General features: G+C 66.6%; 15 protein-coding genes and 1 pseudogene. 7 read left to right on the plus strand and 9 right to left on the minus strand.

Annotated elements, in window-relative coordinates; translation table 11 throughout:
* Positions 1-30 precede the first annotated feature (30 nt).
* The gene (locus VFB33_12020) at positions 31-1,161 is read right to left on the minus strand and encodes an amidohydrolase family protein (GenBank protein HZO82410.1); all 1,131 of its coding nucleotides are present in this window, start codon (positions 1,159-1,161) and stop codon (positions 31-33) included.
* 80 nt (positions 1,162-1,241) lie between these two features.
* Positions 1,242-2,372, minus strand: a complete 1,131-nt coding sequence (locus VFB33_12025) for a 5-methyltetrahydropteroyltriglutamate--homocysteine S-methyltransferase (protein ID HZO82411.1) — start codon at positions 2,370-2,372, stop codon at positions 1,242-1,244.
* 159 nt (positions 2,373-2,531) lie between these two features.
* Between VFB33_12025 and VFB33_12030 the strand changes: the two genes are divergently transcribed.
* From VFB33_12030 to VFB33_12040, 3 genes are all read left to right on the plus strand, one after another.
* Positions 2,532-3,377 carry a DUF72 domain-containing protein gene (locus VFB33_12030; protein ID HZO82412.1) on the plus strand — a complete coding sequence of 282 codons (846 nt, stop codon included), beginning with the start codon at positions 2,532-2,534 and terminating at the stop codon, positions 3,375-3,377.
* Between the two features lie 205 nt (positions 3,378-3,582).
* Positions 3,583-5,190 (plus strand): DHA2 family efflux MFS transporter permease subunit, encoded by a 1,608-nt coding sequence (locus VFB33_12035; GenBank protein HZO82413.1) that lies wholly within the window; start codon positions 3,583-3,585, stop codon positions 5,188-5,190.
* A gap of 81 nt (positions 5,191-5,271) precedes the next feature.
* On the plus strand, positions 5,272-6,666 hold the full coding sequence (locus tag VFB33_12040) for an MFS transporter (protein ID HZO82414.1): 1,395 nt from the start codon (positions 5,272-5,274) through the stop codon (positions 6,664-6,666).
* Between the two features lie 156 nt (positions 6,667-6,822).
* Here VFB33_12040 and VFB33_12045 read toward each other — a convergent pair whose 3' ends face one another.
* The 3 genes from VFB33_12045 to VFB33_12055 all read right to left on the minus strand — a co-directional run bounded on the left by VFB33_12045 (position 6,823) and on the right by VFB33_12055 (position 7,543).
* Complete coding sequence (locus tag VFB33_12045; protein ID HZO82415.1) at positions 6,823-7,023, minus strand: hypothetical protein; 201 nt, start codon at positions 7,021-7,023, stop codon at positions 6,823-6,825.
* Between the two features lie 66 nt (positions 7,024-7,089).
* Positions 7,090-7,323 (minus strand): hypothetical protein, encoded by a 234-nt coding sequence (locus VFB33_12050; protein ID HZO82416.1) that lies wholly within the window; start codon positions 7,321-7,323, stop codon positions 7,090-7,092.
* Between the two features lie 49 nt (positions 7,324-7,372).
* A complete protein-coding gene (locus VFB33_12055; GenBank protein HZO82417.1) occupies positions 7,373-7,543 on the minus strand; it encodes a hypothetical protein in 171 nt (56 codons plus the stop codon).
* Between the two features lie 479 nt (positions 7,544-8,022).
* Here VFB33_12055 and VFB33_12060 point away from each other — a divergent pair, with 479 nt between their 5' ends.
* On the plus strand, positions 8,023-10,200 hold the full coding sequence (locus VFB33_12060) for an ATP-dependent RecD-like DNA helicase (protein ID HZO82418.1): 2,178 nt from the start codon (positions 8,023-8,025) through the stop codon (positions 10,198-10,200).
* Positions 10,201-10,397: 197 nt separating this feature from the next.
* Entirely contained in the window at positions 10,398-11,000 is a 603-nt protein-coding gene (locus VFB33_12065; protein ID HZO82419.1) for a hypothetical protein, read from the plus strand.
* Here the strand turns inward: VFB33_12065 and VFB33_12070 are convergent.
* Positions 10,994-11,443 carry a hypothetical protein gene (locus tag VFB33_12070; GenBank protein HZO82420.1) on the minus strand — a complete coding sequence of 150 codons (450 nt, stop codon included), beginning with the start codon at positions 11,441-11,443 and terminating at the stop codon, positions 10,994-10,996. The two genes, VFB33_12065 and VFB33_12070, sit on opposite strands and share 7 nt — an antisense overlap.
* A 183-nt stretch (positions 11,444-11,626) precedes the next feature.
* Here VFB33_12070 and VFB33_12075 point away from each other — a divergent pair.
* Both VFB33_12075 and VFB33_12080 read left to right on the plus strand, forming a co-directional pair.
* A pseudogene (locus VFB33_12075) lies at positions 11,627-11,815 on the plus strand (glutathione S-transferase N-terminal domain-containing protein).
* A 78-nt stretch (positions 11,816-11,893) separates the two neighbouring features.
* A complete protein-coding gene (locus VFB33_12080) occupies positions 11,894-12,199 on the plus strand; it encodes a glutathione binding-like protein (GenBank protein HZO82421.1) in 306 nt (101 codons plus the stop codon).
* A 9-nt stretch (positions 12,200-12,208) separates the two neighbouring features.
* Here VFB33_12080 and VFB33_12085 read toward each other — a convergent pair whose 3' ends face one another.
* From VFB33_12085 to VFB33_12095, 3 genes are all read right to left on the minus strand, one after another.
* Positions 12,209-12,688 carry a VOC family protein gene (locus VFB33_12085; protein ID HZO82422.1) on the minus strand — a complete coding sequence of 160 codons (480 nt, stop codon included), beginning with the start codon at positions 12,686-12,688 and terminating at the stop codon, positions 12,209-12,211.
* Positions 12,689-12,758: 70 nt separating this feature from the next.
* Complete coding sequence (locus tag VFB33_12090; protein HZO82423.1) at positions 12,759-13,043, minus strand: SDR family NAD(P)-dependent oxidoreductase; 285 nt, start codon at positions 13,041-13,043, stop codon at positions 12,759-12,761.
* Positions 13,044-13,093: 50 nt separating this feature from the next.
* Complete coding sequence (locus VFB33_12095; GenBank protein HZO82424.1) at positions 13,094-13,447, minus strand: EthD domain-containing protein; 354 nt, start codon at positions 13,445-13,447, stop codon at positions 13,094-13,096.
* Positions 13,448-13,703: the final 256 nt, after the last annotated feature.

Genomic DNA, 13,703 nt, shown 5'->3' on the forward strand with positions numbered 1-13,703 from the left:
AGCATCCGGCGTTCCCTCGCCTGGCGCCGCTCAGTGCAGGTTGTAGAAGCGTTTGGCACCGCCGGCGAGCACCGCGGCCAGCGCATCCGGCGGCAGGCCCATCTTCTTGATCATCTTGGCCGCGCCCCAGAAGCCGTCGAGATGGGGATAATCGGTCGCCCACAGGATGGTATCCGCGCCGAGATAGTCGGCGAGCAGCTTGAGGCTGCCCTCGACCGGCTCGAACGAGGTGAAGCACTGGCGGCGGTAGATCTCGCTCGGCCGCATGGTCAGCCCGGTGTCGTTCATGCCGAGATCGTCGAAATGGCGATCCATCCGGTCCAGCCATCCCGCCATCCATCCGCCGCCCGCTTCGAGGAAGGCCACTCGCAGGCGCGGAAATTTGTCGCATACGCCGCACATGATGAAGCTGGTCGACGCCGCCATCATCTCGAACGTATGGGCCACCACGTGGCGCACCGCGCCGCCGCGCTTGAAGCGATCCATCGCCAGCGTCTCCTGGGCGCTCTCGGAGCCGCCGTGAACGCCGATCGCAAAGTCGAGCTCCTGCGCCTCCTCCCATAGCGGATAGTAAGCCGGGTCGTGCAGCGTGCGCCCGTTGTAGGGGTTGGGACGCACGAAGCCCGTGCGGAAACCCAGTTCCTTGCGCGCGAAGCGCACCTCGTCGACGATCTGCTCGATCGACGACTGCATCGGCAGCATCGCCGCGCCGAACAGCCGCTGGGGGTACGGCTTGCAGTAGTCGGCGAGCCATCGGTTGTACGCCCGGCACGACGCCGCGGCGAGGTCGGGGTCGCGCATCCCGCCGAGAAACAGCCCGAGGCTCGGGTAGAGAAAGGCCGCGTCGATACCCTCGCGATCCATGTCGGGGATGCGCGCATGAGGGTCGAAGCCGCCCTTGCGCCCTTCGAGGTAGGGGATGCGCTTGGAAACGCTGCCGTCGCGCGAGCCGATCGAGCCCAGCCCGCCGAGCGTAGCCGGCCCCGTCTTGCTGAAGCGCAGGCCGAAAGTGAAATGCTCGTCAACGCGGAAGGACTCGTTGCCCTCGGCGTCGATCAGCAGCTTGGGGCAGCTCTCGCGAAAGCGCGGGTCGATGTACCTCTCCCACAGATCGGGCGGCTCGAGAATGTGGCCGTCCGCATCGATGACGTTGTACTCCATGACATACACCTCGTGCGGATCGTTGCAATCGCGTTCGATGCCAGTGATCTAGCAAAATGCGGCGCACGCCGCACTCGCGGTCAGTCGCCCCAGACCTCGCGCGCGACTTCGACCACCAGCCTCAGCTTCGCCTCCTGGGTCGCCAGGCTGATCCTGTTACCGGGTGCGGTGCTCGCGAAGCCGCATTGCGGGCTCAACGAGAGCTGGTCGAGGTCGAGGTACTTTGCGGCCTCGTCGATCCGGCGCTTGAGTCCGTCTTTGGTCTCCATCTCGTCGAACTTGGTCGAAACCAGCCCGAGCACGACGGTCTTGTGCCGAGGCACGAAGCGCAATGGCTCGAAGGTGCCCGCGCGCGGCGTGTCGTACTCCAGAAAATAGGAATCGACGTTGATTCGATTGAACAGTACGTCGGCGACCAGGTCATAGCCGCCCGAAGCGCTCCAGTAACTTTGGTTGTTGCCGCGGCAGATGTGCATCGCGAGATGCAACCCGGGCGGCCGTCCGCCAAAGGCCCGGTTCATGATTTCCGGGTAGGTTTCGAGCAGCAGCTTGCGCCCGTCCTCGCCGCGCTCCCTGAGATACTCCCAGCTCGTGGTGTCGCTGAGCGAGGCGAGCGTGGTCTCGTCGATCTGCACGTAACGGCATCCGGCGTCGGCCAGCGCGCGCAGCTCCTTGTGGAAGGCGTCGACGATGTCTTCCCAGAACAGATCGAGGTCGGGATAGGCGGTGCGGCTGATGTGCGCGCGGCCCGCGCGCAGGTGAAGGATGGTGGGCGAGGGGATCGTGATTTTGGGCGTGCGCGTGGTGAGCGAGCGGATGTAGTCGAAGTCGCCGACATGGATCGGCCCCCGCCAGCGCAGACGCGAGCGGACCTCCGGGATGATCAGCGGCAGCCGGTTGCCCGCGCGATCGACGAACGACCATTCCTGGCCCGAGGTGTCGTAGCGGGCGGCAAGATCGCCCAGCGCGCTATAAAAGGCGGTGTAGAATACCGCGCGGCGATACTCGCCGTCGGTTATCGACTGAAGGCCGACGCTCTCCTGGAACTTGACGACGGCGCCGATTGCCTCGTCCTCGATCGCGCGCAGTCGGGCGGCCGTGATCTTGCCGGCCTCGTGGTCTGCGCGCGCGTTGAGCAGCTCGGCGGGGCGCAGGAAGCTCCCCACGTGATCGGCACGAAACGGCGGATTATGCGGCGCTGCGCAAGCCATGCGACTACCTCCCTGCAATCGACCGGGTGCGCCGACGCGTCATCGCCCGGCATCCGTATCCTAGGACCGCCGGCCGCCGGTTGAAAAGCCGCTGAGCCCGTCAAAGGCGAGTTTTCTTCCCGTTCTCATGAGCCCGTCGCGCGCGATACGCTATCGGTAATGGCGCGGCTGTTCGTCGGGACCTCTGGATGGAACTACTACGGCTGGCGCGGGAGCTTCTACCCGGAGGACCTCCCGTCGCGCCAGTGGCTGAGCTATTACGCACGCCGTTTCAACAGCGTCGAGCTCAACTACTCATTCTATCGTCTGCCGCGCCGCGCCACGTACGAGAACTGGCTCAAGCAGGTGCCTCCCGGCTTCGAGCTGGCGGTCAAGGTATGGCGCGCAATCAGCCAGGCGCATCTCGACGGCATCGACGAGCGCTGGCGGGCCTTCGTCGAGCCGGCGCTTGCGTTGGATGACCGGCTTGGGCCGTTCCTGCTCCAGCTTCCGCCGTCGTACGCCGCCACTCCCGAGCGCCTCGATCGCCTCGCGCACTTTCTAAAGCTGGCCGCGCGCACGCGGCAGGCGCGGATCGCGGTCGAATTCCGCCACTCTTCGTGCTTCGCGGACGAGGTGCTGGAGCTGTTGCGCCAGCACGACGCCGCGCTCGTGATCGCACACTCCAGCCGCTACCCCTCGCCCGCGCCCGCCGCGACCACGCGCTTCGTCTATTTCCGCTTTCACGGCCCGCGCGAGTTGTTCGCGTCGTCGTACTCGGACGCGGAGCTTCGCCGATGGGCCGCGATCGCGCGGAAGTACCTGGAGGAGGGGCGCGACGTGTACGCCTACTTCAACAACGACGTCGGCGGCTACGCGCTGAGCAACGCGCAGACGCTGATGAAGCAGGTCGGATGGGATCAGGGGGTTGCACGCGCCCGGCGCGTAGCGCCTCGGACATCGCGCAGGTCGCGCACGCCGGACCGTTCGCGCGCACCCCGTACCGGTCGGACGACAGCCCGATAACCGCGGCCCGGTTTGGCGGCTCGCCTGTCCATTTCGAACCTCGGCTCCGGCGCGCGCTGGTCGGCGCGCCACGTTCCATGTCATCCTAGTCGACACCGTGAGCCGCCACGCCCGCCCGCAATGACCCCGCCGCCACACAACTTGCCTCGCAGCGCACCGGCGCACCCGGCGTGCCGCGCGCGCCGACAGGCGCCGGGAGGCGTGCGTGGCTGAAGGCGTCGTCGGAATTGCCGCGCCGTCCGCCCCGGCCCATCCGGAATTCTACGCTCCCGGCGCGAGCAAGTGGCTGGTCGTCTCCTCGGTGATGCTCGGCACGTTCCTGTCCGTGATGGACGTGAGCGTGGTCAACGTCGCGATGCCGCACATGATGGGCAGCTTCGGCGAGGACCTCATCACGATCACCTGGGTCTCCACCGCCTACAGTATCGCCGAGATCATCATGGTCACGATGTCCGCCTGGTGGGCCACCGTGCTCGGCCGCAAGCGCCTGTTTTTGGCCTCGATGATGCTGTTCACAACGGGCTCCGTGCTCGCCGGGACCTCGCGCACGTTCGGGCAGATCCTGTTCTACCGCGTACTCCAGGGAATCGGCGGCGGCAGCCTGATTCCCTGTTCGCAGGCGATCGCGCGCGAGACCTTTCCGCCTGCCGAGCAGGGGATGGCGATGGCGATCTTCGCGATGGGGGTGACGCTGGCGCCGGCGATCGGGCCAGTGCTCGGCGGATGGCTGGTGGACAACTACGGCTGGCAATGGGTCTTCTACATCAACATTCCGTTCTGCATCGCCGGTGTGATCATGGTAAGCGCCTTCGTCCACGACCCGCCCTATCTCAAGCGCGGCTTCGAGAGCATCGACTGGTTCGGCATCATCCTGCTGACCGCCGGGCTCACCGCGCTTCAGATTGTGCTCGAGCGCGGCGAGCGGGTGGATTGGTTCGCCTCCGACTGGATCGTGGTGGGCAGCGCGATTGCGGCAATTTCGTTGGTGACGCTGGTCATCTGGGAGCTGCGATCGGCCGAGCCGATTATCAACTTGCGCCTGTTCCGCAACCGCGCGCTCAGGGTCGGTTCGACGCTGGGTGCGCTGGTCAGCTTTGTGCTGTTCGGTTCGACCTTTCTGCTGCCGCAGCTCACCCAGGACCTGCTCGACTATCCGGCGTTCCAGGCCGGGCTGGTGCTCCTGCCGCGCGTGCTGATCATGCTGGTGGTGATGCCGATCGCGGGGCGGCTGTATAACTACGTGAGCCCGCGGGTGTTGGTGGGTGCGGGGCTCTGCCTGCTCATCCTGGCGCAGTGGCAGCTCGCGCACTTTTTACTTGGAATCGGGTTTTGGAGCTTCGCCGGCCCGCTGTGCATCCTTGGCGCCGGGCTGGGCATCATGATGGTCAATTTGAGCACGGTGACGCTGTCCGCGATGCCGCGCGCCAACATGACTGCCGCCTCGGGGCTGTACACGCTCTCGCGGCGGGTCACCGGCAACATCGCCTACGCGGTGCTGGCGACAATCGTCGATCGCCGCACCCAGTTCCATCGCGCCAGCCTGGTCGAGAACGTGAGCGCGCTCAGCGGCGCCTATCACAGGGCGGGCACGGGCTTCGTCACGCTCCTCTTCAATCACGGCGCCAACTCAGTGGCGGCGCACCATCGCGCGCTGGCGATGATGAACGGGATCCTCAACCGGCAGGCCACGATGATGGCCTACAATGACGCCAACTATCTGAGCGTCGTGCTGGCCTTCCTCACACTGCCGCTGGTGCTGCTGCTGCCGCGCAGTGGCCTGGCCGAGACGCAGGCAGCCTCCGAGCTGGAGTGATTCGCCATCCCTTGCGGATGGGGGTTGTCGGAACCGCCCGCGCGGCTGCGATTGCAACCGAGGGCTGAAAGGGAACTGTCCGTGGACGAAGACTATCGGCCTCCGGCGGGTCGGGGGTTGGGTCTGCGCCCGCACTGGCTTAATCGCAACCTCGCCTGCCTGTTCGCCGGGCGCGCGTTGCGCAGTGCCTCGCAAGCCTACCTGGTCATTATCGTCCCGCTCTATCTGGCTGCGTTGGGCTACAACGCGGAGCACCTGGGCGCGATGTTCGCCGTCGTTGGCGGCGCGAGCGCGCTGCTCTCCGCGCTGACCGGGTTCTTGTCGGACCGCTTCGGCCGCAAGACGCTGGTAATTCTGCTCTCGCTGATGACCGCGGCGGGTGGCGTAATCTTCGCCCTCTCAGCCAACTTCATCGTCCTGACGGCGGCGGCAGCGGCGGGCACGATCGGCCGCGGCGGGGGCGCGGGCAGCGCCGGCGCCTTCGGTCCCTATTATCCGGCCGAACAGGCGCTTATCGCGGAGCAGGCTGAGGACTACCTGCGCACCACCGTCTTCGGCGCGTTGTCGTTCCTGGCTGTGCTCGGCGGCGCGGTGGGCTCGCTGATCGCATGGGCGCCGCGCCTGATGCACACCATCCTTGGCCTGCCCGTGATCGACGGCTACCGTGCACTGTTCGTGTTCACCGGACTTATCGGGCTGGCGATGGCGGCGGTGGTGATGCCCGTGCGCGAGACGCATCGCCCCGCCGCGGCGCGGATCCGCGGCGCTAGCCGAAGCGCTTCCGCAAGGGCGCGTAACCCGGGTCCGCACACCAACGGTGAGGCGCGAACCATCCAAGATGTGGCCGGCGCGGATGGCGGGCGCCTGATCCTCGGACTGTCGCCACGCTCCTGGCGGCTGGTCGCGCGCTTCATGGTGACGGCGGCGACCAACGGGCTGGCGGTGGGGATGCTCGGCCCGCTGCTGGTCTATTGGTTCCACCGGCGCTACGGAGTGGACGCTGCGGATATCGGCAAGCTGTACTTCATGCTCAACCTGCTGGCGGCGGCGCCCTACCTGCTCGCGGGTCGGATGGCGGCGCTGTTCGGCTCGGTCAGGGCGGTGGTGGTATGCCGGGGGATCGCGTCGCTCCTGCTCGGCGTGCTGGTGCTGATGCCGAGCTTCTGGCTGGCGGGGCTGCTGTACGGGGCGCGCATGATCTTCAACACACTGTCGATCCCGGTGCGCCAGTCATTCCTGATGGGCGTGATACCGCCCGCAGAGCGTTCGAGCGCCGCGGGAATGGCGAGTTTTCCAGCTCAGCTAGGGGCGTCGATAAGCCCGTATGTCGCGGGCTACCTGATGGAACAGGCGGCGCTCGAATTGCCGCTCGTGCTGGCTGCGCTGCTCCAGGGGCTCAACGCGGCGCTCTACTATGTGTTTTTCCGCGAGGTGCGGCCGCCGGAGGAACTCGGCGACGAAGAGCGGCCTTTCTAGAGTTTGTCGCCGATTCCATGCTGTGAAAGCAGCGCCGGCCACACCGTCGCAAACTGTCTCGGTGTGGCCGGAGCGATCGAGATCGAATTTAGGGCTCCGCAGACTTCGTTTTCGCAGGCTCTCCCGTGCTGGTCTCTGTGCGCCAGGCGCAGGAGCCTATGCCGCCCAGCGCGGCCAGTCCTTGTCCTCGTTCGTGTCGCAGCGATGGCCGCTGAGCTTGAGGCACGAGTCCGCCATCAATTGCCCCAGCGTGGCCGGGCGCCCGTCGCGCCCGGGTTCGAGCAGGTAACCGAACAGCGAGCCTACAGAGGCTATCGCCGCCAAGCCAAGGAGCAGCATCGGTACTGAAGTAAGCATCTTCTCTCCTCCCATCTCGCAGGGCCACCTGAACCCTGCACAAAAGCCGCTGTCTTTTGGGGCGGACTACGCCGCCTCGCGAGTCGTCGTGTGTTGCTCGTGCCGCACGCCCGCATCGCACCGCGAAGGAATCGCGCTTGGCCGCGCCACGGGGCATCTCACCGTGCGCACCGCGTCGCTTCGGAACGCATGCGCCGGCGGCAGTCCGAACATGCCCATCGGATCGACATGCTCAGGTGCGACCAACGAGGAAAGCATCGCGACGGCCGCTCCGATTACCGTCAGTCCCAGCGTCAGCATGGCAACCATCCTCTCTCGCGCTGTCTGACCCCTTGGCCGAACCGGCTCGCTACGCGACCTTCCTGAAAGCCGCCTCTTCCTCGTCGGCGTAGCGCGTGCCGCCGGGCGCCTTAGGGTAGGGAAGCACCGGCGCCGTACGCCACACGTACCAGTCCACTACGGCCAGCGCGACCGTAACTGCGAAACCAAGCGCCAAGGTCATCAACGATGGAACGAACATCCCCTGATCCTCCCTGCTCCGAAGTCTCCTGCTCATCGGCTGCGGGCTTCGGGTAAAAGAATGGCAACAACATCGGACTAAGAACGCTCCACAAATGGATGCGTGAAACGCTAACGTTCGGCCCATCCTTTGAGCATCGACCGTGCCATCGCCGCCGCGTCACTACCGTCGACGGAAAACCCAAGGATTGCAGAGCCTTCTTCGGGTTCCCGTAGCATCATGAAACCTGGGGCGGCTTTGCGCTCTTTGCGAAACGCGAATGAGTCGCGAATCGCCGAAATCCGCGAATGATAGTCTCAATCGCGCGATCGGCGGGTGCAGGGCGTGCTTCGCGGACGCACGCACGTCGCGTAGGGCGATGCGGCGACGGTCAGCCGACTGGACGCGTGGGTCGGTGCGAGTAATTCTTGAACCCCATCAGCGTTCGCTGCGGCAACACGCGTGTGTATGGGCCGAGGGCGGGAGCGGCATCCGGGCCGGTGGCTGAAAGCGATCATCAAGACGAGCTTATTGAGGGCACCCTTGAGCAGGTGCTCTTCGTCAACGAGCAGAGCGGCTACGCGGTGGCCGTGCTCGAGCGCAGCGACGACGAGCTGCGCCGGCGCGTCAACGTGGTTGGCAACCTGGCTGGGCTCGACGTGGGCACCGGATTGCGCCTGCGCGGCCGCTTCGAACGCCATCCGAAGTATGGCGAGCAATTCCGGGTCGAAGACTACGATACGATTCGCCCGGCCTCGGTCGCTGCGCTTGAGCGCTACCTCGCCGCTGAGATAAAGGGCGTCGGGCCCGCGCTCGCGCGCCGCATCGCCGAGCGCTTCGGCGACACGCTCCCGGCCGTGCTCGACGACGCCCCCGAGCGCCTGCGCGAGGTGCGCGGGTTGGGCGCGGTGGTGGCGGAGCGAATTGCGGCGGCGTGGCGCGACTCCTCGGGGCTGCGCGAGTTGGTTGTCTTCCTGCGCGGCAATGGCATCCCGGCCGCCCACGCGCGCCGCATCCACAAGCTCTACGGCCGCGACTCGCTTGAAATCGTGCGGCGCGACCCCTATGTGCTGGCGCGCACCGTGGCCGGGATCGGTTTTCGCACCGCTGACGCCGTGGCCGAAAAGCTCGGCATCCCGAAGAATTCGATCCAACGCGCGCGCGCGGCGATCGTCTTTTTGCTCGAGCGGATGGCCGACGAGGGGCACGTCTTTGCCCCCTTCGGCTACCTCGAACATCAGTTCCGCGACGGCCTCGAGATGGACCCGGCGCTCGCCGCCGACGCGCTTGCCGACCTTGTCTCCGATGGCGAAGTCGCCTGCGAGGAAGTAGGCGGCGAAGGCGAGCGCGCGGTTTACCTGCGCCGTTTGTACGACGCCGAGGTCAACGTTGCACGCCTGCTGCGCCGGCTGACCCAGGGGCGCGCGATGGGCCGCCAGGTGGTCGAACGCGCGCTGGAGGCCGGCGTGCGCGGCGGCGGAATCGAGCTCTCGGCCGAGCAGCGCGCGGCGCTGCGCACGGCACTGATGAGCAAGGTTACGGTGATAACCGGCGGCCCGGGCACCGGCAAGACGACCATTCTGCGCTCGCTGCTCGCGGCACTGGCACACGCCGGGGTCAAACCCACGCTGGCTGCGCCGACCGGGCGCGCAGCGCGCCGTTTGGCCGAGGCCTGCGGCCGTGAAGCCAAGACCATCCATCGCCTGCTCGAGTATTCGCCCGAGACCGGCGGCTTCATCCGCGGAGAAGCCTTTCCGCTGCGCACCAGCTACGTGGTGATCGACGAGGCCTCGATGATGGACCTCGAGCTCGCGTCAAGCCTGCTCGCGGCGCTGCCCGCCGGAAGCTCGCTGCTGCTGGTCGGCGACCGCGACCAGTTGCCGTCGGTCGGCCCGGGCAGCGTGCTCAAGGACATAATCGCCTCGGGGCTCGTGCCGGTGGTCGAGCTGCGCCAGATCTACCGTCAGGCGCGTCAGAGCCTCATCGTGGCCAATGCCCATCGCCTCAACCGCGGCGAGATGCCCGAGACCGCCAACGACGCGGCGGGCGATTTTTTCTTCTTCGAGCGCAGCGCGCCCGAGGATATCGTCGCCACGATCAAGCAGCTCGTACAGCATCGCCTGCTCGGCGAGCGCTTCGCGCTGCGCGACCCGCGCGAAATCCAGGTGCTGACCCCGATGAATCGCGGGCCGCTCGGCGCCCACGCGCTCAACCTGGAACTCCAGGCGCTGCTCAACCCGGCAGGGCGCGAACTGCGCGCAGGCGAGCGCGCGCTGCGCGTCGGCGACCGCGTGATCCAGCTGCGCAACGACTACGACAAGCTCGTCTTCAACGGCGAGATCGGACGCATCGTGTCGATCGATCCCGAGCGCGGCAGCGCCGGCGTCGCCTTCGAGGACAGCCGCGCCGAGTACAACCTCGCCGAACTCGACGAACTCGGCCTTGCCTATGCTATTTCGGTGCACAAGAGCCAGGGCAGCCAGTACCCCGCCGTCGTCATCCCGCTCCATCCGAGCCACTACCTGATGCTGCGGCGCAACCTGCTGTACACGGCGATCACGCGCGCCGAGCGCGTCTGCGTACTGGTCGGTACGCGCAACGCCCTGATGCAGGCGGTGCGCAATGCGGACGAGCGCCGCCGCTTCAGCCGCCTCGCCGAGCGCCTGCGTATCGATTAGCTCCGGCCCGGTCCGCTCGGCGGCGATGGCGCGGGAACCGCGTCCGCGCGAAGGGCGTTGACAGAGCCGAGGACGTGCCGGCCTGGGATGGCGCTGATACCTCGGCTATCGGCTGTTGACGCTGGGCAGCACAAGGAACACAGTCACTCAGTCCTGTACGCGAAGGGTGGCGAGCGTTTTTCGAGGGCGAGCATCCGATGAGGACTTTGCCGACGCGTATTGCCGCTTTAGCCGCGTATACTGCCCTGGCCGCCTGCGTCGCATTGCTTCAGGGATGCGCCGCCAACGCGCCGCAGTACGCAGAGGAACCGCCGTCATCCGCGCCGGTTTCCACCGGGCAGGCGGTGCCGCAGAGCGCCGCGACCGGCGGCGACCAGGGCGGCGCCCTGCATCCGGTCGAGGCGACCAGCCCCGGCGTACCCAGAGAGGACGCCGGCGTGACCGGTGTCTGGCAGGGGCAGCTGTGGGCCAACTGCAACGTGATCATGATGATGGACGAGACGCGATGCGGTGCGGTCAACGCCATCACGCTCACCCTGTTTCAGAAGGACACCGAGGTCAGCGGGTTCTACAAGTGCGCCTTCGGCAACATGAACTGCCTCAACATGAACGAAACCGGAAAAATCGCCAGGGGTAGCGTGAACGCGAAGATGCTCTCGATTCGCGTGATGATGCCCGACGGCTCGGATTGCATGTACAGCGGCCGTCCTGTCGGCGACGCGATGCAGGGCTCGTACACCTGCATGCAGGGCGGCGGCTTGATCGAGCAGGGGCTATGGAAGGCGCGCCGCAGCTATTGAGCGGGGCGGCGGCGGACGCCGCGGCGCGGGCCTAACTCGCGCAGGGCGCCGAGAATTGACTCGGCCTCGGCCCGGATCTTAGCGAAGTCGCCGCCGCGTTCGGCCACGATGCGCGCGACCTCGGCCGTCGCGCGCGCGTAGTCGTTCCTGAACCTGCGATTGATTTGCTTCCAGGGGATGCCGCTAAGCGCGCGGATCGTCTCATTGCGGGCGTTCAGAAATCCGCGCGCAAGCAGCACGGCGATTCCCGGGTAGCCCAGATACCCCTGCCAGTACGACGCGTTGTCGTTGGAGCTGACCTCGCGCCCGTCGGCCGACACCTCGACGCGATAGGTCTTGCTGCGATCGGACGACACGACCTCGGCCCCGCCGCCGCCCGCCTCGCGCACGCGGCCGTCGCCGAGCGCTCCGAGCGCCTCGTACACCTTGATCAGCGGCGGCATCTTCCACGCCGCTCCTGGCGCAGCGGTGCTCTTTGCGGATGGAGCCTTGCGCGAAGCCATTTTGATCAGCTCGCGGCGCGCGCGCGGCTTGACGCTGGCGCGCGCGCCTCACTAGCATCGTGGGCGGACGGAGGGCCCACGATGCTCAAGATGTTCGACTACAAGCCCTGACCCTGGGCGCGCAAGACGCGCATCGCCCTTTTGGAAAAAGGGCTCCAATGGGAAACCACCTGGCTCGATCTGCCCGCGGGCGAGCATAAGAAACCCGAGTATCTCGCAATCAACCCGGTCGGCAAGGTGCCGGCCTTGATTGATGAGGGGGTTATCGTCCACGACTCGACCATCGTCGGTGAGTATCTCGAAGACAAGTATCCCAGGCCGCCGCTGCTGCCGCACGACCCCGCGATGCGCGCGCGGGCGCGTGCTTTCGAAGATTATTCGGACGCCTACATGGCACCGTCGCTGTACAAGATCGTCTGGCAGATGCGCAAACCCGAGCCCGAGCGCGACCGCGCGAAGATCGCTGAGGGCGAGCAGGAGATGCTCAAGCATTTTGTCTGGCTCGACCGCGAGCTTGGTGGGCGGCAGTACTTCGCCGGGGGAATGCTCAGCCTCGCCGACATCTCGTTCGTGCCGCACTTGCACGCCTACGAACGGGCCGGCTACGCCATTGGCGCCGAGTTTCCGAACCTGCGCGCGTGGTGGGAGCGGATGAAGGCGCGGCCGAGCTTCACGGCGAGCTGGCCGCTGGATTAGGTGCGCCGCTCACTTGCGGCCGTATCTGTCCAGATGCAGTGACGGCACCACCTTTTCCCATTCCGGGTCGAGCGACAGGGTAGGGAAGCCAGAGCCGAGCTGGATCAGCACGCCGTGCGATGAGCGCGGCGAGATGAACGCCTCATAGGAGACGGGCGAGTGCGTCTTCTCGTCAACAATCCGCACGCCTGCGGCCTTGAGCTCTGCGATGCGCTCGCGCGCGTCGGGTACCTTGAAGGTCATGTGATGGAAGCCTTCGCCGCGCTGCTCGAGGAAGCGGTGCAGAAAGGAGTCTGCGCGCAGCGGTTCGAGCAGCTCGATCACCGTTCCGCCGAGGTCGAACTCGGCGTACCTGAAGCCGGCCTCCTCGTTGGAATGTTCGTACATGCAGGTTGCGCCGAGCGCGCCTTCGTAAAACTTGCGTGCCTCGGCGATGCTTCTGACCGCCAATGCGATGTGGTCGAGCGTTCCGATCGGTCCCTTGGCCATGCTTTGCGTCCGTCCTGCGGGTGATGAGTCCTCTAAGCGGCGCTGCGCGGCAGGGTGTGCGTTCAGCCCATCAGGCCGCGCGTGGTGCCGCCGTCGATGGTGACGTTGGCGCCGTGGATGAAGCCGCGACCACCTCGTTGATCGCCGCGGCCCGCGTCAGATCGGCCGGCACGGCGACCACCCTGGCGCCTGCGCGCCGGCGCGCCTTGGCCGCGGTCTGTTTTAGCGCCGCCGCGCCGCGCGCGCAGACCACGACCGCCGCGCCTTCGCCGCTCAGCGCAAGCGCCGTGGCGCGGCCGATTCCCTTGCTGGCGCCGGTTACGATCGCGACCTTGCCGCCCAGTTCGAGATCCATGTCGTCCTTCGCAAGCCTCCGCGCGGTAAATCGACGTCTGGGTGCTCGGCCTACCGCGCCATCATCGGCACCTCTTCGGTCACCATGAACTGGCAATTGGGAAGGTCGAGGAACTTGTGCTCGTCGGCGCGCACCACTTCGAGGTAACGCGGCTCGGCAAAGGCACGGCGGACCTCGTCGAGGTTGTCGGCCCATAGCTCGGCGATGCCATCGAAGCCCGAGCCTGCGCCGGGCGTGTCGCCGAGCGCGCCGGCCACGCTATGACACTGGACGTACTTGCGGAAGTGGCGCATCAGTTCAGTCACGCCCAGAACCAGCGGCCCGTGCACGTTCTTCCAGTAGTGATGGAACTCCTGCTCGCTCATCCCCGGCTTGCGCTTGAGCATCACCGACACCTTGACCATCGCGATAACCTCCGCAGTTGTTAGGCGCTGCGCCACCTCCTCCGCCGGGCAGCGGAGCGGAAGCGCCCGCGAGCGCATGCTGTACTTATCACACCTGCGATGCTCAAGGGGCGCCGCCGGGGCGCGCACCCTCTACAACTGACGCGCCCCATCTGGCACGATTAGCTGATTGGAGGTCACTGCGCAGGGCGCGTGACCTAATCCCCGCCCCCTCCTTTACAGGAGGGGTAGTCAGCTTTGACGGCGTCGCCTTCGA

Source organism: Candidatus Binataceae bacterium (genome assembly GCA_035650475.1).
Lineage (GTDB): Bacteria > Desulfobacterota > Binatia > Binatales > Binataceae > JAKAVN01.

Excerpts from the sequence above, each read along its gene's own strand:
- VFB33_12020 (HZO82410.1), bottom strand. The coding sequence starts at position 1,161 with ATGGAGTACAACGTCATCGATGCGGACGGCCACATTCTCGAGCCGCCC.
- VFB33_12025 (HZO82411.1), bottom strand. The coding sequence starts at position 2,372 with ATGGCTTGCGCAGCGCCGCATAATCCGCCGTTTCGTGCCGATCACGTG.
- VFB33_12030 (HZO82412.1), top strand. The coding sequence starts at position 2,532 with ATGGCGCGGCTGTTCGTCGGGACCTCTGGATGGAACTACTACGGCTGG.
- VFB33_12045 (HZO82415.1), bottom strand. The coding sequence starts at position 7,023 with ATGCTTACTTCAGTACCGATGCTGCTCCTTGGCTTGGCGGCGATAGCC.
- VFB33_12050 (HZO82416.1), bottom strand. The coding sequence starts at position 7,323 with ATGCTGACGCTGGGACTGACGGTAATCGGAGCGGCCGTCGCGATGCTT.
- VFB33_12055 (HZO82417.1), bottom strand. The coding sequence starts at position 7,543 with ATGTTCGTTCCATCGTTGATGACCTTGGCGCTTGGTTTCGCAGTTACG.
- VFB33_12065 (HZO82419.1), top strand. The coding sequence starts at position 10,398 with ATGAGGACTTTGCCGACGCGTATTGCCGCTTTAGCCGCGTATACTGCC.
- VFB33_12070 (HZO82420.1), bottom strand. The coding sequence starts at position 11,443 with ATGCCGCCGCTGATCAAGGTGTACGAGGCGCTCGGAGCGCTCGGCGAC.
- VFB33_12080 (HZO82421.1), top strand. The coding sequence starts at position 11,894 with ATGGCACCGTCGCTGTACAAGATCGTCTGGCAGATGCGCAAACCCGAG.
- VFB33_12085 (HZO82422.1), bottom strand. The coding sequence starts at position 12,688 with ATGGCCAAGGGACCGATCGGAACGCTCGACCACATCGCATTGGCGGTC.
- VFB33_12090 (HZO82423.1), bottom strand. The coding sequence starts at position 13,043 with ATGGATCTCGAACTGGGCGGCAAGGTCGCGATCGTAACCGGCGCCAGC.
- VFB33_12095 (HZO82424.1), bottom strand. The coding sequence starts at position 13,447 with ATGGTCAAGGTGTCGGTGATGCTCAAGCGCAAGCCGGGGATGAGCGAG.